Origin of the sequence: Tenacibaculum sp. AHE14PA (assembly GCF_019278465.1) — a bacterium.
Lineage (GTDB): Bacteria > Bacteroidota > Bacteroidia > Flavobacteriales > Flavobacteriaceae > Polaribacter > Polaribacter bernardetii.
This window is the reverse complement of sequence record NZ_CP058983.1, coordinates 383481-401645: the sequence shown is the minus strand read 5'-3', so window position 1 is coordinate 401645 and position 18165 is coordinate 383481. Positions and strand designations below refer to the sequence as shown.

Below are 18165 nucleotides of genomic sequence, written 5' to 3'. Positions count from 1 at the left end.
ATAAAAAAATAAATATATTGGCATTATAATTGCCTACTCTAAACAAACTGAAATACATGAAAAAAATTACCTTACAGTTAATCTTTATAGCTTTTGTTGCAATTTCTTGTAGTAGCATTAAAACAACTGAAAAAGCAATTAATTCAGGAGATTACGATAAAGCAATAGCATTATCTATTAAAAACTTGGCTAAAGATAAGTTTAAAGAAAAAAACCAGCCTTATGTTGTAATGTTACAAAATGCTTTTAAAAAAGCAAGTGATAGAGATCTATCTAAAATTGCCTTTTTAAAGAAGGAAAACAACGCTGAAAACTTAAAAACTATTTATGATTTATATAATCGTTTAAATAACAGACAAGAAAAGATAAAACCTTTATTGCCTTTAAAAAAAACACGTTTTAAATTAACGAATTACGACAATAATATTATTCAGTCTAAAGAAAATTATTCTGATTTTTTATATAAAAACGGAGTAGCATTCTTAAAAGAAGGTCGTCGTAACAAAATGAATTATAGAAGCGCTTTTAATGAATTACAGCACTTAGATAAGATTAATTCGAATTATAAAAACACCAGAAAATTAATAGAAGAAGCTCATGTTAAAGGAACCGATTATGTTTTTTTATCAGTAAGTAATGAAACCAATCAAATAATACCAAGAAGATTAGAAAATGATTTATTGGCAATGGATACTTATGGTTTAGATGATTTATGGACGGTTTATCATTCTAGAAAAAACAAACAAATTAACTACGATTTTGATTTAGAACTTAATCTTAGAAGAATTGATATCTCTCCTGAACAAATTCATGAAAAAGAAATTATAAAAGAGAAACAACTAAAAGATGGTTTTAAGTATTTAAAAAACACTAAAGGTGTTTACGTTAAAGATAGTTTAGGTAATAAAATTAAGGTTGATAATTTTAAAAATATTAGATGTAAATTATACCGTTTTACGCAATCTAAGAGCAGCAAAGTAATCGGGGTTGTTAAGTTTTATAATAATTCTACTGATCAATTAATAGAAAGCTTTCCTATTGAAAGCGAATTTATTTTTGAGCATAGTTATGCTAATTATGATGGTGATAGAAGAGCTTTAGATAAATCGTTTTTTAATTTAACAAAGTTAAGGTCGGTCCATTTTCCTTCAAATGAACAAATGGTATACGATACAGGAACAGATTTAAAGGAGAGGTTAAAGCATATTATTTCGCGTAATAAGTTTAGAAATTAAAATAAACATTATGAAAACTCCTGTTTTAAACGGGAGTTTTTTATTTTTATAATCGATGGATTTATTCTCACAATTTACTGATTTTCCTCATAACTTACTTCCAAAAAACGGGACTGTAAATTACTACGGATTAGTTTTATCTAGCGTAAAAGCGGAAGCTTATTATAATGTTTTATTAGATTCCATAGAATGGAAAAATGATGAAGCTATTATATTCGGGAAGCAAATTTTTACCAAAAGAAAAGTAGCTTGGTATGCAGAAAAACCTTTCGAATACTCTTATTCTAACAGCACAAAAACAGCATTACTTTTTACAAAAGAATTGCTAGAATTAAAGGAATTAGTAGAAAAAGAAACAAACGAAACTTACAATTCTTGTTTGCTTAATTTATACCACGACGGATCTGAAGGAATGGCTTGGCATAGTGATGGTGAAAAGGATTTAAAAGAACAAGGCGCTATTGCTTCTTTAAGTTTAGGCGCAGAGCGCAAGTTTGGTTTTAAACATAAAGAAACCAAAGAAACGGTTTATAAAGTGTTAGAACATGGTTCTTTATTGGTAATGAAAGATGAAACACAAACGCATTGGTTACACCGTTTACCACCAACAAAAAAAATACACCGACCTCGAATTAATTTAACTTTTCGAACTATTGAGAAATAGGTTTTCATTAACGGTTTGTATAAGCTTTAGTTTTTTGGGATATCGAAGATTTTTCGTGTTATGACGGAAGTAAAATAGAAAATTTACAAGTTCGTTAGGAAACTCAGCTCAAATTGAGTTTATGCATTGTTGTGGTTAGTTTAATTCAATCCAATTTATTTCAAAACTTGAATTAGATTTTTTTCCTTGGAAAAAACTAATATTATTACTGTAGTTTTCAATAATAATTTTTCTGATTAATTCAATATTACTTTTTTCAGTTTTTACACCAAAATAAATTGCTTTAATATCTGTATCTATAAATTTTATTTTTCGTGATTCTTCGTTGAATAAATTATAATCAAAACTTCTAAGTTCTTGTTCATATTTCCAATTACTAGCTTTTGTGTAAATTAGATGGTATAAGGAATCTTTAGGCTGTTTTAAATATTGTGATTTATTGAATTTATCAGTGTAGTTTATATCTAAGGGGTTTATACCGAGTAATCTTTTATTTGTTTCAAACTCGATACAGAACCCTTTATGATTGTCTGCATAATGTGACCACATTAATATTGATTTGTTTGTTCTAGAAAAGCAGCAAATTCCAAGTTCTTCAATTTTAGTTTTTGTCTCTTGAAAGTTTTTTACTTGCTGTGGTTTATATCGTCCATTTTTTTTTGAAAAAGTAATTAAATCTAAACTACAATCAAAAGGGTCATTGAAATTAGAGTATTTAGAGAAATATAGATATTTTTCTCTTAGGCTGTCAAAATTGTGTTTTTCTAAGTTGAAATATTTAAATACACTTTCGGGAATTCCTTTTAAATCTCTTATTTTTTCAATATTTTTTTTAGAACTGATAGGATATGAATTTATTTTTCTCATAATAATTTAGGAATATTAGATACTCAATGGTAGTAATTAAGCACAATTTTATTGATGTTTTTATTTTTAAATTATTATAACATTAATCGAATTAAGAACCAAACCAACCTTATTTCATTTTTTCGAAAAAGGTTAATTTATAGTCAGGTAATAGTTCCGGGTGAGTAATTTTTATAACATCTTTTAAAACTAAATCAGGTCGGGTGGGAGCTAGTTCAAAGTATAAAATACCACCTGTTTTTCCTTTTTTCAAAGCAGGAGAATAAATATGGTCATTTTTAAAAGCCTTGAATTCGGCGTAGTGTTTATTGCTGTTTAACATTTGCTCTTTAGAAGTGAAATAACCTGGGGCAATCCAAAAATCAGCATTTTTACCTTTATCTAAAATAGATTCGAAACTTAATGATAAACTCCCTTTTCCTTTGGTATGTTTCCATAAATAATTAAGATTAGCATCATTTAAATATTTAGCAACAAAACTTTCCCCGGCAGGTAAATTCCAAATATCCTTGCTCATAATGGCGCCAGAAAGTACTGTTGGTTTGTTCGTTGCTTTTTTGGCAATTTCTATAGCTTCTAAATAATTCTTTTTTATAGTATTAAAAATACTATCAGCTTTTTCATTTTCGTTATATAAAGCTCCAAAAACTTTAATCCATTCTGCTCTACCAAGCGGTGTTTCTTCCAGCCAATCACCATTTATAATAACTGGGATTCCTGCATTTTTTATGGTATTTAATGTTTTATTTGTTTTTCCCATCGAAAAACCAACAACTAAATCAGGTTTAATATCTATTAAAATTTCGGTGTTTAAAGATTGTTCTTTACCTAATTCTCTTACGTAGCCACTATCAATTAAAACTCTTGTTTTTTCTGAAGAAACATATTTGGTATGTGGAAAACCGATTAAGGTTTTTTCTTTGTTTAATAATTCTAATATAGGAATGTGAGTAGTTGAAGTAACGACTATTTCATTGATTGGAGTTTTTATATCAGCATTATCATTACCTAAACGATAGGTAAATGTTTCTTTAGATTTTGGATACGGAGTTTTAATAATCAATGTGGTTTGATTATTTTCTTTAACCAAATCGAAACCTAAAGCATGTGATATAATACTTTTACTCTCTATTACTTGTTCTTTTTCTTTTGATTTACATTGTGTTATTAAAATACATACAACGATAAAAAGTGATTTTCTTAAAAGAGTAATTTTCATGGCTTTTATTTTTGCAACAAGGATACAAAACTATTTTGTAATACCAATTTTTAAACTACATTTGCCGCGAATTTGGTTTTCTTTAAGAAATCTTCTTAAAGAAATTAAAAGGGAATTTGGTTAAAATCCAAAACTGTTCCCGCAACTGTAAGCTATAAAGCTTGTAACTATAACTTTTACCACTGTTTTTTTTAAAAAATGGGAAGGTAAGTTACAAGACGTAAGTCAGGAGACCTGCCAAAATCAAAAAAAAGTAAAAACTTTCGGGATAAAGGTTACTGTACTTATTGCTATTCTGTACTGTACAAAAAATTTACCTGATTAATTGTAAAAATTAAATCATTAAAAATGAACAAACAATTACTAATTGTTGGTGCTATTGCGTCGTTATTTGCAAGCACAAAAATTATTGCACAAGAGCAAGAAAAAACTGAAAACTTAGATGAAGTTGTAGTAACAGCAACTAAATTTGAATTAAAAAAAGAGCATACAGGTAAAGTTATTTACAAAATAACTAAAAAAGACATTGAAAACAACGCAGGAAGAACTGTTGTTGAGTTATTAAATAATTTACCAGGTATTGAGATTAATGGAGCAAATACTAACAGAGGTAGTGTACGCAATGTTTATATTAGAGGGGGTAGAAGTAGACAGGTTTTAATTTTAATAGATGGTGTACCAGTATCTGATGCCTCAGGTATCAATCAGGTTTATGATTTAAGATTATTATCTCTTAATCAAATTGAAAAAATAGAAGTGTTAAAAGGAGCAGCATCATCTTTATATGGTACAGGTGCAGCAACAGGTGTAATTAATATTATTTTAAAAAAATCATCTAAGAACGATATTTCTGCAACATACGAAGCAAGTTTCGGAACTAATAATTCAAGCAACTCTAAAAGTTTACGCGCAAATGATAGAAATCAAAACGTAAGTATTAACGGTACTTTAGGAGATGTTAGTTATTTAGCATACTTTAATTTAACCGGTACACAAGGAATGTCATCAGCAAGAAGTAATACTGCTGCAAAATTTGAAGATGATGCTTATTATGGAAAAAATGGGTTATTTAAGCTAGGCTACCAAATTACAAAAGCTGTTAAAATAGATGCTTTTTTAAATTACGATGCTTTTGATTCTGAATTTGATGCAGGAGCTTACAGTGATAATTCAATTAATAAATGGGAATATTCACAAGTTCGTTACGGTGTAAAACCAAGTTTTAAATATAATGGTGGTGAATTGTATGCTTTAGCATCTTTTAATAAAATTACAAGAGATTTGTTACAGTTTAATTCTTTTTCAAATACAAATGATACTTCTATTTATGAAGGTACAGGTTTAAACATTGATCTTGTTAATAAATATTCATTCTTAGGTAATAAACTACAAGTAATTACTGGAGTTAATTATCAAGAAAATAAGAATTATACAAAAACACCATTTTCTACAATAACTAAAGATGTAGCTAATTTTAATACAGTTGATCCTTACGCATCTGTAGTTTATATTTCAGATTACGGATTTAATGTAAATGTTGGTGGTAGGTTAAATATGCATAGTGTGTATGATAATCACTTTGTATATGATGGTAATGTTTCATACAACTTATTTAAAGATAGGGCATATAAGATAAAAGCTTTAGCGTCATACGGTACTGCTTTTATAGCGCCTAGTTTATACCAATTATATTCTTCTAGTGGTAACTTAGATTTAAAACCAGAAGATAGTAAGACTATTGAAGTAGGTTTTGAAGCTGCATATAAAGGAATTGTTAAATTTTCTGCTGTTTACTTTGATAGAACAGAAAACGACGCTATTGAATTTGATTATACAACATTTAAATATTATAATACAGATAAAAAAGGAAATGGAATTGAAACTGCTTTAGAGGTAAAGCCGATAAAAAATTTAAAATTAACAGCGAACTATACTTATACAGATATGGTTGCTACAGAGCATTTTGATGATTACATTCCAAATCATAAAATTGTTGCGGCTATAGAGACAAACCTTATTAAAAACACATTTATGTCATTAGTTTACAAAAATGTAGGAGATAGAATTAGATTTGATAGATATGGTAGTTTCGGAGCAGCGGGAGAAAATGTTATTTTACCAAGCTACAACTTGGTAGATTTTAACATCAACCATAAATTATTAAATAATAAAGTTACTTTCTTTGGATCTGTTTCTAATTTATTAAATGAAGATTATGAAGAGATTTTAGGATACAACACAAGAGGAAGGAATTATAAACTGGGAGTTCGTTTACAGTTTTAATAAAGAGGGAGAATTGCATAGTAAATAGTGAAAAGAAAAAGAAGAAAAAATCCTACCTTAATTGGTAGGATTTTTTTTATAAGAATTTGTCACGGATATTTTTAGAGGGAATCATACATGCATCTTTTTTACCAAACCAATTATACCTGTTTTTAGCGATAAAATCATAGACGATATTTCGTATACCTTCAGGTATAAATAAGAAAACTTGTGTAAGTTTCCAAAAACCACCAAACTTATTCATAATTTTTAGAGCAGCAGTAGATTTAATCTCATAAGAAATATTTGGTGCATATAAAATAATAGCATCAATTTTTAAAGTATCTATACCCAAATGATTTGTTATTTTTTTTCCAATATCAGATTGTAAAGAAGCAAATACAAATTTGTTTTTTTTATCAAAACGAATAATCCATAGAACTGTATTATTGCAAAAATTACAAACTCCGTCAAATAAAATTATCTCCTTATCCTTTGGTAAATCAATCATTTACGTGTATTTATTATAATTAAATTTAAAAATAATGTAATATTTTGTAACATAATTCAAAATTAGGCGTCTTGTAAGAAAGTAAATAATGATTTAACATAAAATTAGTAATAAGCTAATTATCAGTATTTAATTTAGATTTTTATAAAATTAACCAAGCAATGATTCGAATAGAAAACCTACACAAATCCTATCCAATAGGTAAAGACTCACTTCATGTTTTAAAAGGATTAGATTTACACATTAAAGAAGGTGAATTTGTTTCGATTATGGGGTCTTCAGGATCAGGAAAATCAACTTTACTAAACATTGTAGGTTTATTAGATACACACGATGAAGGTAAGTATTATTTAAACGGAGAATTAATTGAAAATTTAAATGAGAAAAAAGCAGCAATCTTACGTAATAAGTTCTTAGGATTCATTTTTCAATCATTTAATTTAATATCATATAAAACGGCATTAGAAAACGTTGCTTTACCTTTATATTATAAAGGAGTTGCTAGAAAAGAACGTTTAGAAATTGCATTAAGTTACCTAGAAAAAGTAGGTTTAAAAGATTGGGCACACCATTTACCAAACGAGCTTTCGGGAGGTCAGAAACAACGTGTTGCTATTGCAAGAGCTTTAGCTACAAAACCAAAGGTGGTTTTAGCCGATGAACCAACAGGAGCATTAGATTCATCTACAACAGATTCTGTAATGGGTTTATTACAAGAAATTAATGATGAAGGAATGACTGTTTTTGTAATTACACACGAAGAGGAAGTTGCAGAACAAACTAATAGAATTGTACGTTTAAAAGACGGTGTGATTATAAGTGATGAATACACCAAAGCAAAAGCAATTTAATTATGTTTGATATAGATACTTGGAGAGAAATTTTTCAAAGCATCAGCAAAAATAAACTACGATCTATATTATCGGGTTTTACGGTTGCCTTTGCAATTTTACTATTTACCTTACTTTTTGGTATTGGTAACGGACTTCAAAACACTTTTAAAGAACAGTTTGCTTCAGATGCAATTAATTCAATTTACATCAGTTCAAACAGCACAACTAAAGCATATAAAGGACACCAGGTTGGACGAAGAATTCAATTTAAAAATGATGATTTTGATTTTTTAAAGGAAGAGTATTCTGATAAAATTCAAATGATTAGTCCGCGTATACAAAGAAGCTCAAAAGTTGTTTATAAAACGGAAGAAGACAATTATACCATTAGAGGTGTATATCCGCAATATGACATATTAGAATCAGCCGAAATAACAGAAGGACGTTTTTTAAACTTTAGAGATTTAAACGAAAGATCGAAAGTAATTGTTATCGGTCGTATGGTTGAAAAAGATTTATTCGGTCAATTAAGTGCTTTTGGTAAGCAATTAAATATTGGCGGAATAATGTATAAAGTTATCGGTGTTTTTTCTGATCCAGGAGGCGATAGTGATGAGCGTTATATTTACACACCATTTACTACTATGCAGCAAATTTATGGTAATAACGATCATATTGGCGACTTCGGATTAACGTACAACCCAAAATTAAGTATTGATGAGGCTATTGCGTTCGGAAACAAAATGCTTCGTGAATTAAAGAAAAAACACGAAATAGATCCTAACGATCAAAGGGGAATTAGAGTCAACAATTATGCATCTGATAACAAAGAAGTATCTAGTATGATGGTTGGTTTAGGTATTTTAATTTTAATAATTGGTTTAGGAACTCTAATTGCTGGTGTTGTAGGTATAAGTAACATTATGGTATACGTTGTAAAAGAACGTACTAAAGAACTAGGAATTAGAAAAGCCATAGGAGCAAAACCAAGTTCTATTATAACAATGATTATGTTAGAATCTATTTTAATAACCGCTTTGGCAGGATATTTAGGATTGGTAATAGGAGTAGGTATTTTAGAAATTACCGGACCAAGTTTAGAACAATATTTTATTCTAAATCCAGGGGTATCGAAACCAGTTGTAGTGGGAGCTACCATAACATTGATATTAGCAGGAGTGATTGCAGGTTATTTACCAGCAAAAAAAGCAGCACAAATTAAACCAATAGTAGCCTTAAGAGCAGATTAATTATGAAATTTCTATTTGATAAAGATGTATGGCAAGAAATTTACGAAAGTATTCGTAAAAATAAAACCAGAACTGCAATTACAATTTTTGGAGCCTTTTGGGGAATTCTACTTCTTGTAGGATTGTTAGGAGCTGCCAAAGGAATTGAAAATGGTTTTAATAGTATGTTTGGTGATTTTGCAACCAACAGTGTTTTTATGGCTGGTGGTAGAACATCAAAAGCTTTTAAAGGTTTTCAGGAAGGTAGGCAAATACAATTAACAACAAGCGATGTTGAAAAAATTAAAACCGAAGTTAAAGGTATAGAATTTGTTGTGCCAAGAAATGCTACCGGAGGTTTGGTAGTAAACGGAATAAAAACAGCAAACCTAACTATTTTCGGAGATTACCCGTTATTAGATAAAGTTCAAAAGAAAAACTTAATTGAAGGTCGTTTTATCAATCAGAATGATATTAACGAAAATAAAAAAGTTTGTGTAATTAGCGACGATGTTTACGAGCAGTTATTTGATAAGGATGAAGAAGTTTTAGGTACTTATTTAAAAGTAAACAATATTGGTTATAAAGTTATTGGCGTATACAAGCCAGGTAGAATAGGAGGAAGAGGTAACACTGTACATATTCCGTTTAGCACTTTCCGCTTGGTTTACAATTCGGGTAACAAGTTTCAATGGATGATGATAACCGGTAAAGAAGGTTTTGATATCGAACAAGTAGAAACAGATGTTAAAGGGTTATTAAAAAGTATTCACAAAATTCACCCTGATGATAGCCGTGCTTTTAACGGTTTTAATTTAGGAAAAGAAATAGCCAAAGTAACAGGTTTTTTAACAGGAATGCAGTTTTTAACTTGGTTCGTTGGTATTGCAACATTAATTGCAGGAGTATTTGCGATTGGTAATATTTTATTAATTACAGTTAAGGAACGTACAAAAGAAATTGGTATTCGAAGAGCATTAGGTGCAACACCTATTATGATTCGTCAGCAAATTATATTAGAATCAATTTTCTTAACATTATTAGCAGGATCATTAGGTATCATTGCAGGTGGTTTAATTTTAATGCTAATTGATAAAGCAGATGTTTTAACAAATCCAACAGTAAACATACCAATCGTATTAATTGCATATGCAGTTTTAATAATACTAGGTACATTTATAGGATTTATACCAGCATACATGGCTACAGTTATACAGCCAATTGAAGCATTAAGAGAAGAATAAAAAAAATCAATTAACAAGAATATAAATAGATAAAAATGAAAAAAGTAATCATCTTTGGCGGAATTGCGTTAGCATTAGTACTAGTGTTAATATGGTTTGGAAAGAAGAATAGCGCTTCACCAATAGAGTATAAAACAGAAAAAGCTTTTAAAGCTACAATTGTTAAAAAGAGTGTTGCTACAGGTAAAGTAGTTCCTTTAGAAGAGGTTGAAATAAAACCTCAAATTGCAGGAATTATTGATAAAATAGCCGTTATAGAAGGTGCAATTGTTAAGTCAGGAGATTTAATTGCAACTGTAAGAGTAGTGCCAAACGTTGCTTCTTTAAACAGAGCAAATGGTATTGTTAAAAATGCAAAATTGTCATTTAATAATGCTAAAAATCAGTTTGATAGAGATAAGAGTCTTTTTAATAAGGGAGTAATATCTCGTCAACAATTTGAAAACTCTGAATTAAGTTTTAACAATTCAAAGCAAAACTTAGCAAATGCACAATCAGATATGGATATCATTAAAAAAGGTACCACATCAGGTTTAGGAAGTGCAGCAAACACAAGTATTAGAGCTACTACTGATGGTATGATTGTAGAGATTCCTGTTAAAAAAGGATATCAAGTAACACAGACAAACGATTTTAACGCCGGTACTACGATTGCTCGTATTGCAGATATGACTAAAATGATTTTTGAAGGTCAGGTTGATGAATCAGAAGTTGGTAAATTAGTAAAAGGAACAAAAATTGAAGTAGCTTTAGGTGCTATTGAAGATAAAAAATTCCCAGCAGTATTAAACTTTATCGCTCCAAAAGGAACAGATGAAGGAGGAGCAGTTCAATTTAAAATTAAAGCAGATGTAACTTTAGATGATTCTCACTTTATTAGAGCAGGTTATAGTGCAAATGCCGAAATTGTTTTAGCTAGAAGAGATAGTGTTTTATCTATTAAAGAAGCATTATTACAATTCGACAGAAAAACTGAAAAGCCATATATTGAAATTAAAACTGGTGATCAAGAATATGAAAAGAAAGATGTTAAATTAGGATTGTCTGACGGAGTAAATGTTGAAGTTTTAGAGGGAGTTACAGCAACCGATGAAATTAAAATATGGAATAAAGTTTCTAAAGAAGAATCTAAAAACGGAAAGAATTAATAGTAGTTACTTCCTATAAAAAAAGCAACTCATTTGAGTTGCTTTTTTTATGCTATTTATTTAAAACTATCCTTTGTAAAAAGGTAATTTAACCACCTTTGCAGGAATTTGTTTTTTACGAACCTGAATAAAAATTTCAGAATCTACTTTAGAAAGTTCTTTCGTTACATATCCTAAGCCAATTCCTATTCCTAAAGAAGGACTCATTGTACCAGAGGTAACTCTACCAATATTATTTCCATCAGCATCAACTATTTCATAATCATGACGAGGAACACCGCGTTCTGTTAATTCAAAGGCTACTAATTTTTTAGTAACACCGGCTTCTTTTTGTGCTTTTAAAGCTTCAGCATTTACAAAGTCTTTGGTAAACTTGGTTATCCAACCTAAACCAGCTTCTAAAGGAGAAGTAGTATCATCAATATCATTACCATATAGACAATATCCCATTTCTAAGCGTAAAGTGTCACGAGCTGCTAAACCAATAGGTTTAATTTCCCAATCAGCACCAGCTTCAAAAACTTTTTTCCAAAGTTGTTCTACATCTTTGTTTTTAACATAAATTTCAAATCCGCCAGAACCAGTATAACCCGTTGCAGAAACAACTACATCAGGAATCCCTGCAAAATCAGTAATTTCGAAAGTATAAAACTTAATAGTAGATAAGTTTACTGAAGTTAACGATTGCATAGCTTCAACAGCTTTTGGACCTTGAATAGCTAATAAAGACCAATCATCAGAACGGTCTTCCATTTCAACTTTTAAATCGTTGTGTTTAGAAATCCAGTTCCAATCTTTTTCAATATTAGAAGCATTTACCACTAACATATATTCGTTCTTGGCAATCATGTAAATGATTAAATCATCTACTATTCCTCCATCTGCATTTGGCATACAACTATATTGTGCTTTTCCAGGAACTAATTTAGAAGCGTCATTAGAGGCTATTTTCTGAATTAAAGCCAAAGCATTTCCTCCTTTTAAGAAAAATTCACCCATGTGACTTACATCAAAAACACCCACACCTTTTCTTACGGTTTCGTGTTCAATATTTATACCCTCGTATTGTACAGGCATGTTGTAACCCGCAAACGGAACTATTTTAGCGCCTAAAGCTTCATGAATATGTGTTAATGCAGTATTTTTCATTTTAAAGTTGTTTGTTTTATAAAAAGTACTGCTAAAATATCGAAAATATGACAAACAAATAGTGTCATTCAATTTAATATTTTAAGAAGTAAATTATCAAGAAGAGTAGTACATTTGATAAGTTTTAAATAGGAGTAATGAAGATTAGTAAAAAAACGATTTCTAATATTGTATTTGTAATCATAATCGGTTTATTGTTATATCCGCCTACGAAAGTATATTTTATACGGTTGATTTCTTTTTCGCCTTCGGTTATTACTGATGATAAGCAAGAAAAATTAACGGATTATAACTGGAACTTAAAAGGATTAAATACGGCGAATATTGATTTTAATGAAACCAAAAATAAGGTTGTTTTCATAAACTTTTGGGCAACTTGGTGTCCTCCTTGTATTGCAGAAATGCCAAGTATTCAAAAATTATATGATGATTATAAAGACAAAGTAACCTTTGTTTTTGTAAGTAATGAAAACTGGACTGTTATTGATGATTTTTACATTAAAAATAGTTATAATTTACCTACTTATAATACCTTGAGTAAAGTTCCCGGGCAATTAAAAAGCAATTCGATACCTGCTACTTTTATTATTGATAAAAAAGGAAACATTGTTACCGATAAAAAAGGACCAGCAAATTGGAATAGTACTAAAGTTAGAGAATTATTAGACGAATTAATCAAGTAGAAACTTTACTTTTGTGTTTTAAATATATTATGAGCCAAGAACAACCAAATAATCCGCTTCACGGAATAAAATTAGCCACCATGCTAGAAGAATTATATTTAGAATATGGTTGGGAAGAGTTAGGTGAAATTTTAAAGATAAATGCGTTTAAAAATAATCCTACTTACAAATCTGGTTTAAAGTTTTTAAGAACTACTCCTTGGGCAAGAACTAAAGTAGAAGCATTGTACTTAGAGTATATTAGTTAATTTAAGTCATATCTCTTTTTTAGCGTCATTCCGAATTTATTTCGGAATCACATCTGACAGGAAACTTGCCACTTGTCATGAAAACCTGAAACAAGCTTAGGTTTAAGTATTTAGTCTATCGTTAATAACGGGTAATCATAAATAAATTTCATTTAAAAGCTAAATAATTTCGTCTTTTAACACCAATTCACTCCATTCTTTTGGGTTTTCCAACATAGGGAAATGTCCTGTGTTTTGTAGCCATAATAATGTATTGTTAGGTATCTCTTTATGCAACAACTCAGCAATTTCTTTTACGGCAATAGGGTCGTGTGTTGCCCATACAATTTTTGTTTCGATGTTGGTTTGTGTTAAAGCACCAATCCAACGATGCCAAAAATAATAACGCTCGTTAATGTAATTACTTAATAAGTGAATCACATTCCGACCATTATTATAATTAATTTGAAACCACATTTCGTTTAACTCGGATTTAGAAACTTTAGATTTATCAAAATATATATTCTTTATATTTCGATTAAAAAGAGCTTGATTCGCCAATTTAGCAACCCATTTTCCTGTAATTTTATTTTTTAATAATTTCTGAATCGTTCTTAGTTTAGCCAATTCAATATGCATGCTTCCGTTACATAAAATCAATTTATCTATCGTAATATTTGCTTGATTTATATTGGCACGCGCAATAATTTCGGTAGCAATACTTGTTCCGTAATCGTGTGCTAATAGAGTTATGTTTTGTAAAGCTAGTTTTTTCCATAAAAGTAAAGCGATATCGGCTTGTTCAATTAAAGAATACGAATAATTTAAAGGTTTGTCTGAAAAACCAAAGCCTAAATGATCGTGAATAATCACTCGATATTTTTTAGTTAAATAAGGCAACGCTTTATAATAATCGAAAGAAGATGTTGGGTATCCATGTAAAATGATTAATGTATTATCATGATTTCCTTCATCAATAACAAAAATATCTCGATTATTAACTCTAATAATATTTCCTTTTGCTTTCCATTCTAATGAAGTCATAAATACCTTTATTTTTCTGTTTACAATGTAGTGATTTTTGTGTAGTTTTGATTTTGTCAGTTCGAGTAAAATTTATTTGAACAGATAAGAGAAAATTAAAATTATATAGAGAACTGAAAAAAAACTTCTCGATATAACTTTATTCATTTCAATCATAAAATTACTCGAAGTGACACCATATTTCATCGACATCATATTACCAATTCCGTTAAAAAAAACATTTACATATTCGGTAAATGAGGCAGAGTTTTCATTTCTTAAAAAAGGAATGCGAGTAGCTGTTTCTTTTGGTAAAAGTAAAATTTACACTGCTTTGGTGTTTAACATTCATCAAAATGCACCAGAATTATACGAGGCAAAAGACATTCATCAAATTTTAGATGAAAAACCTATTGTAACGGAGCGTCAATTAAAACATTGGGAATGGATTTCTAGTTATTATATGTGTTCTTTAGGAGATGTTTACAGAGCAGCATTACCATCTGCTTTTTTATTGGAAAGTGAAACGATTATTTACAAAAACAAAACTTTTACTGATGAAACAAGTTTAACAGATTCAGAGTTTTTAATTTTTGAAGCACTACAGCATCATTCGCAAATAACTATTCACCAGGTAGCAGATATTTTAGGTAAGAAAACAGTTTTGCCAATTATCGATGGATTGATAAACAAAGAAGCCGCTTTTATTAAAGAGGAAATTTACGAAACATATAAACCGAAATTAGTCAAGTATGTTCGTTTAAATTCGAAATATACTTCAAACGAAGCTTTGCAGAGTTTGTTAGAAGAGCTTTCTAGAGCAAAAAAACAACGAGAAGCTGTACTTACTTATTTTCAATTATCAGTTTCTAAAAAACCAATAAAGAGTAAGGAATTAGAAGACAAATCGGGCACTTCACCCGCAGTTTTAAAAGCATTAGTGGATAAAGAAATTTTCGAGTTTTATGAAATTCAAACAGATCGAATTAATTTTAAAGGTGAAACCAATGAAATAAAAGAACTGAACGAATTTCAGCAGCAATCTTTTAATGAAATAAAAACCTCTTTTGAAACTCAAAATGTAACGCTTTTACACGGAGTTACCGGTTCAGGGAAAACAGAAATATATGTAAAACTGATAAAAGAGGTTATTGCAGAAGGTAAGCAAGTATTATTTTTATTACCTGAAATAGCTTTAACAACACAAATAATTACGCGTTTACAGCGTTATTTTGGAAGCTTTATATCAGTATTCCACTCAAAATATTCTATGAACGAGCGTGTAGAAGTTTGGAATAACGTGTTAGAGAATAAGCCGAAAGCACAAATAATATTAGGGGCCAGATCATCAGGTTTTTTACCTTTTTCTAACTTAGGATTAATAGTTGTTGATGAAGAACACGAAAGTTCGTACAAACAATTTGAACCTTCGCCACGTTATAACGCACGTGACGCTGCCGTAATTTTAGGGCATTTACATAAAGCAAAAGTTCTGTTAGGTTCTGCTACACCGTCTTTAGAAAGTTATTATAACGCGAAGCAGAACAAGTATGGTTTTGTAGAATTAACAAGGCGTTTTGGAAATATTCAATTACCAAAAATTGAACTGATTGATGTAAAAGAAAAACATCGAAAAAAGGAAATGAAAGGTCATTTTTCTGACCGATTGTTAAAAATGATTACGGAGGCGTTAGAAGAAAAAGAACAGGTGATTTTATTTCAAAACCGACGTGGATTTTCACCTGTCGTAGAGTGTACAACTTGTGGTGTTTCTCCAGAATGTCCTAATTGTGATGTAAGTTTAACGTTTCATAAATTCCGACGCGAATTAAAATGTCATTACTGCCACTATCAACGTTCAATGCCAAATAGTTGCGGTGCTTGTGGTAGCGTAACTCTAGACACGAAAGGTTTTGGAACCGAACAGATTGAATTAGAATTAAAAGAACTTTTTCCGAAGTATAAAATCGGAAGAATGGATTTAGATACGACACGTGGTAAATATGGATATCAAAAAATAATTGGTGCTTTTGAGGCCCAGGAAATTGATATTTTAGTTGGTACACAAATGTTATCGAAAGGATTAGATTTTGAAAACGTATCGTTAGTAGGCGTTTTAAGTGCCGATTCGATGTTGAATTTCCCAGATTTTAGAGCACACGAAAGAGCTTATCAATTAATGGTACAAGTATCGGGTAGGGCAGGACGAAGCAAAAAACAAGGTAAGGTTGCGATACAAACGTATAATCCGTATCATCAAATTTTACAGCAGGTCTCTTCCACAAATTATGCTGAGATGTATAAGGAGCAACTACAAGAACGTTGGCAATTTCAATATCCGCCATATTTTCGATTGATAAAAATTACGTTGAAACACAAGGATTATAACCGTGTAGAAAACGGCGTAAACTGGTTGGCAAAATCATTACAAATTGTTTTTCAGGATAATGTATTGGGTCCAACAGCTCCGGCAGTTTCTCGTGTTCGTAATTTGTATATTAAGAATTTAATTATAAAAATTCCGCCGAAACAATCGTTAGCAAAAACAAAAGAACAGCTGCAAAAGGTGAGAAACACATTTGAAGGTATAAAAGATTTTAGACCTATCCGCTTTATTATTGATGTAGATGCTTATTAAAAATCTCTAATATCAACAATATCTCCGCTTTTTAATTGGTTTTCGGTATCTACTTTGTAAATAGTTTCAGCTACAAATTCAGGCGTATATAATTCGTTATTTTCTTTTAAATCAACAAAACGTTGTAAGCTATTAAAGTCAGTTTTATTAGTACTTCTAATTTCAGATTGCATATTGGTATCTACAACGCCAGGATATATAGCATTACATTTTACACCATTTTCTACTTCAATTTGTTCCGTAGCAATAGCTTTAGTCATCATGTCAATTGCAGCTTTTGACGTGCAGTAAATAGACCAACCTTGATATGGACTTTTCGCAGCTCCGGAAGAAATATTAATAATCTGTTTTTTACAACTTAGTTGTTTGGTTATTTTGATAAATAGGCTAGATAGTATAATTGGAGTAGTAGTATTTAACTGAATTGTTTTGGAAATATCGATAGGTTTTAAATTTTCTAGATTAGATATTTTACCTAAACGACCTGCATTATTAATTAAAGTAATAGAAGAAACACTGGTACTAATAATCTCTTTTAAAAGAGCGCTAAAAGTGTTTTCTGTTTCTGTAAGATTCGATAAGTCTATATTAATATTTGTTACGTTTGCTAAATCAGAAGATGTTCTAGCCAAAGAGTATACTTTGTAGTTTTCTGTAGCATATTTATTAGCCAATGCTTTTCCGATTCCTTTGCTACCACCTGTAATAATAATTATATCCATAAAGTAAAAATACAAAATGAAATATTATTATGAGGAAAAATGGTGAAGTAATGTATCACATCAAAACAATAAAGAGAAGTTTAAGAAAGTTTATTTTGTTGAAATAGAGATTCCTTCACTTTGTTTGCAATGACGAATTCTATACGTCATTACGAGGAAGTATGACGAAGTAATCTTTTTACTAGAAAAGCTTAAAGAGAGAAGTTTAAGAAAGTTTATTTTGTTGAAATAGAGATTGCTTTACTTTGTTTGTAATGACAATTCATACGTCATTACGAGGAAGTATGACGAAGTAATCTTTTTACTAGAGAAGCTTAAAGAGAAGTTTAAGAAAGTTTATTTTGTTGAAATAGAGATTGCTTCACTTTGTTCGTAATGACGAATTCTATACGTCATTACGAGGAAGTATGATGAAGTAATCTTTTTCATCAATTTACAGATTACTTTACTTTGTTCGCAATGATGAAATTCATACGTCATTACGAGGAAGTATGACGAAGTAATCTTTTAA

General features: G+C 29.9%; 16 protein-coding genes and 1 riboswitch. Of the genes, 10 read left to right on the top strand and 6 right to left on the bottom strand.

The window, feature by feature from the left end; genetic code table 11:
* Positions 1 to 56 precede the first annotated feature (56 nt).
* Both H0I30_RS01860 and H0I30_RS01855 read left to right on the top strand, forming a co-directional pair.
* Positions 57 to 1235: a hypothetical protein gene (locus H0I30_RS01860; RefSeq protein ID WP_218772617.1), complete on the top strand. Its 1179-nt coding sequence runs from the start codon at positions 57 to 59 to the stop codon at positions 1233 to 1235.
* A 55-nt stretch (positions 1236 to 1290) separates the two neighbouring features.
* Positions 1291 to 1899: an alpha-ketoglutarate-dependent dioxygenase AlkB gene (locus H0I30_RS01855; RefSeq protein ID WP_218772616.1), complete on the top strand. Its 609-nt coding sequence runs from the start codon at positions 1291 to 1293 to the stop codon at positions 1897 to 1899.
* 135 nt (positions 1900 to 2034) lie between these two features.
* Here the strand turns inward: H0I30_RS01855 and H0I30_RS01850 are convergent, their stop codons facing one another.
* Together H0I30_RS01850 and H0I30_RS01845 are read right to left on the bottom strand one after the other, a co-directional pair.
* Entirely contained in the window at positions 2035 to 2766 is a 732-nt protein-coding gene (locus tag H0I30_RS01850; protein WP_218772615.1) for a DUF2971 domain-containing protein, read from the bottom strand.
* Positions 2767 to 2875: 109 nt separating this feature from the next.
* Positions 2876 to 3985 (bottom strand): ABC transporter substrate-binding protein, encoded by a 1110-nt coding sequence (locus H0I30_RS01845; protein WP_218772614.1) that lies wholly within the window; start codon positions 3983 to 3985, stop codon positions 2876 to 2878.
* Between the two features lie 56 nt (positions 3986 to 4041).
* Positions 4042 to 4242: riboswitch (cobalamin riboswitch) on the top strand.
* Between the two features lie 91 nt (positions 4243 to 4333).
* Between H0I30_RS01845 and H0I30_RS01840 the strand changes: the two genes are divergently transcribed.
* Positions 4334 to 6268: a TonB-dependent siderophore receptor gene (locus tag H0I30_RS01840; protein ID WP_218772613.1), complete on the top strand. Its 1935-nt coding sequence runs from the start codon at positions 4334 to 4336 to the stop codon at positions 6266 to 6268.
* Positions 6269 to 6344: 76 nt separating this feature from the next.
* Here the strand turns inward: H0I30_RS01840 and H0I30_RS01835 are convergent, their stop codons facing one another.
* On the bottom strand, positions 6345 to 6758 hold the full coding sequence (locus H0I30_RS01835; RefSeq protein WP_218772612.1) for a thiol-disulfide oxidoreductase DCC family protein: 414 nt from the start codon (positions 6756 to 6758) through the stop codon (positions 6345 to 6347).
* A gap of 161 nt (positions 6759 to 6919) precedes the next feature.
* Between H0I30_RS01835 and H0I30_RS01830 the strand changes: the two genes are divergently transcribed.
* The 4 genes from H0I30_RS01830 to H0I30_RS01815 are packed head-to-tail and all read left to right on the top strand — an operon-like array spanning position 6920 to position 11212.
* Complete coding sequence (locus H0I30_RS01830) at positions 6920 to 7609, top strand: ABC transporter ATP-binding protein (RefSeq protein ID WP_218772611.1); 690 nt, start codon at positions 6920 to 6922, stop codon at positions 7607 to 7609.
* A 2-nt stretch (positions 7610 to 7611) separates the two neighbouring features.
* Positions 7612 to 8841, top strand: coding sequence for an ABC transporter permease (locus tag H0I30_RS01825; protein WP_218772610.1), 1230 nt, complete (start codon positions 7612 to 7614; stop codon positions 8839 to 8841).
* A gap of 2 nt (positions 8842 to 8843) precedes the next feature.
* Positions 8844 to 10064 (top strand): ABC transporter permease, encoded by a 1221-nt coding sequence (locus H0I30_RS01820; protein ID WP_218772609.1) that lies wholly within the window; start codon positions 8844 to 8846, stop codon positions 10062 to 10064.
* A gap of 35 nt (positions 10065 to 10099) precedes the next feature.
* Positions 10100 to 11212 carry an efflux RND transporter periplasmic adaptor subunit gene (locus H0I30_RS01815; RefSeq protein WP_218772608.1) on the top strand — a complete coding sequence of 371 codons (1113 nt, stop codon included), beginning with the start codon at positions 10100 to 10102 and terminating at the stop codon, positions 11210 to 11212.
* Positions 11213 to 11278: 66 nt separating this feature from the next.
* Here H0I30_RS01815 and gcvT read toward each other — a convergent pair whose 3' ends face one another.
* Positions 11279 to 12361 carry a glycine cleavage system aminomethyltransferase GcvT gene (gene gcvT / locus H0I30_RS01810; RefSeq protein WP_218772607.1) on the bottom strand — a complete coding sequence of 361 codons (1083 nt, stop codon included), beginning with the start codon at positions 12359 to 12361 and terminating at the stop codon, positions 11279 to 11281.
* Between the two features lie 137 nt (positions 12362 to 12498).
* Here gcvT and H0I30_RS01805 point away from each other — a divergent pair, with 137 nt between their 5' ends.
* Complete coding sequence (locus H0I30_RS01805; protein WP_218772606.1) at positions 12499 to 13044, top strand: TlpA disulfide reductase family protein; 546 nt, start codon at positions 12499 to 12501, stop codon at positions 13042 to 13044.
* A gap of 29 nt (positions 13045 to 13073) precedes the next feature.
* Positions 13074 to 13292: a VF530 family DNA-binding protein gene (locus tag H0I30_RS01800; RefSeq protein ID WP_218772605.1), complete on the top strand. Its 219-nt coding sequence runs from the start codon at positions 13074 to 13076 to the stop codon at positions 13290 to 13292.
* Between the two features lie 159 nt (positions 13293 to 13451).
* Here H0I30_RS01800 and H0I30_RS01795 read toward each other — a convergent pair whose 3' ends face one another.
* Positions 13452 to 14315 (bottom strand): alpha/beta fold hydrolase, encoded by an 864-nt coding sequence (locus H0I30_RS01795; protein ID WP_218772604.1) that lies wholly within the window; start codon positions 14313 to 14315, stop codon positions 13452 to 13454.
* A 169-nt stretch (positions 14316 to 14484) separates the two neighbouring features.
* Between H0I30_RS01795 and priA the strand changes: the two genes are divergently transcribed.
* Positions 14485 to 16932 carry a primosomal protein N' gene (gene priA, locus H0I30_RS01790; RefSeq protein ID WP_218772603.1) on the top strand — a complete coding sequence of 816 codons (2448 nt, stop codon included), beginning with the start codon at positions 14485 to 14487 and terminating at the stop codon, positions 16930 to 16932.
* Here the strand turns inward: priA and H0I30_RS01785 are convergent.
* Complete coding sequence (locus H0I30_RS01785; RefSeq protein WP_218772602.1) at positions 16929 to 17654, bottom strand: (S)-benzoin forming benzil reductase; 726 nt, start codon at positions 17652 to 17654, stop codon at positions 16929 to 16931. The two genes, priA and H0I30_RS01785, sit on opposite strands and share 4 nt — an antisense overlap.
* Positions 17655 to 18165 lie beyond the last annotated feature (511 nt).

Bases quoted from the DNA above. Each gene is read 5' to 3' on its own strand.
- H0I30_RS01860 (WP_218772617.1), top strand. From the start codon at position 57: ATGAAAAAAATTACCTTACAGTTAATCTTTATAGCTTTTGTTGCAATT.
- H0I30_RS01855 (WP_218772616.1), top strand. From the start codon at position 1,291: ATGGATTTATTCTCACAATTTACTGATTTTCCTCATAACTTACTTCCA.
- H0I30_RS01850 (WP_218772615.1), bottom strand. From the start codon at position 2,766: ATGAGAAAAATAAATTCATATCCTATCAGTTCTAAAAAAAATATTGAA.
- H0I30_RS01845 (WP_218772614.1), bottom strand. From the start codon at position 3,985: ATGAAAATTACTCTTTTAAGAAAATCACTTTTTATCGTTGTATGTATT.
- H0I30_RS01840 (WP_218772613.1), top strand. From the start codon at position 4,334: ATGAACAAACAATTACTAATTGTTGGTGCTATTGCGTCGTTATTTGCA.
- H0I30_RS01835 (WP_218772612.1), bottom strand. From the start codon at position 6,758: ATGATTGATTTACCAAAGGATAAGGAGATAATTTTATTTGACGGAGTT.
- H0I30_RS01830 (WP_218772611.1), top strand. From the start codon at position 6,920: ATGATTCGAATAGAAAACCTACACAAATCCTATCCAATAGGTAAAGAC.
- H0I30_RS01825 (WP_218772610.1), top strand. From the start codon at position 7,612: ATGTTTGATATAGATACTTGGAGAGAAATTTTTCAAAGCATCAGCAAA.
- H0I30_RS01820 (WP_218772609.1), top strand. From the start codon at position 8,844: ATGAAATTTCTATTTGATAAAGATGTATGGCAAGAAATTTACGAAAGT.
- H0I30_RS01815 (WP_218772608.1), top strand. From the start codon at position 10,100: ATGAAAAAAGTAATCATCTTTGGCGGAATTGCGTTAGCATTAGTACTA.
- gcvT (WP_218772607.1), bottom strand. From the start codon at position 12,361: ATGAAAAATACTGCATTAACACATATTCATGAAGCTTTAGGCGCTAAA.
- H0I30_RS01805 (WP_218772606.1), top strand. From the start codon at position 12,499: ATGAAGATTAGTAAAAAAACGATTTCTAATATTGTATTTGTAATCATA.
- H0I30_RS01800 (WP_218772605.1), top strand. From the start codon at position 13,074: ATGAGCCAAGAACAACCAAATAATCCGCTTCACGGAATAAAATTAGCC.
- H0I30_RS01795 (WP_218772604.1), bottom strand. From the start codon at position 14,315: ATGACTTCATTAGAATGGAAAGCAAAAGGAAATATTATTAGAGTTAAT.
- H0I30_RS01785 (WP_218772602.1), bottom strand. From the start codon at position 17,654: ATGGATATAATTATTATTACAGGTGGTAGCAAAGGAATCGGAAAAGCA.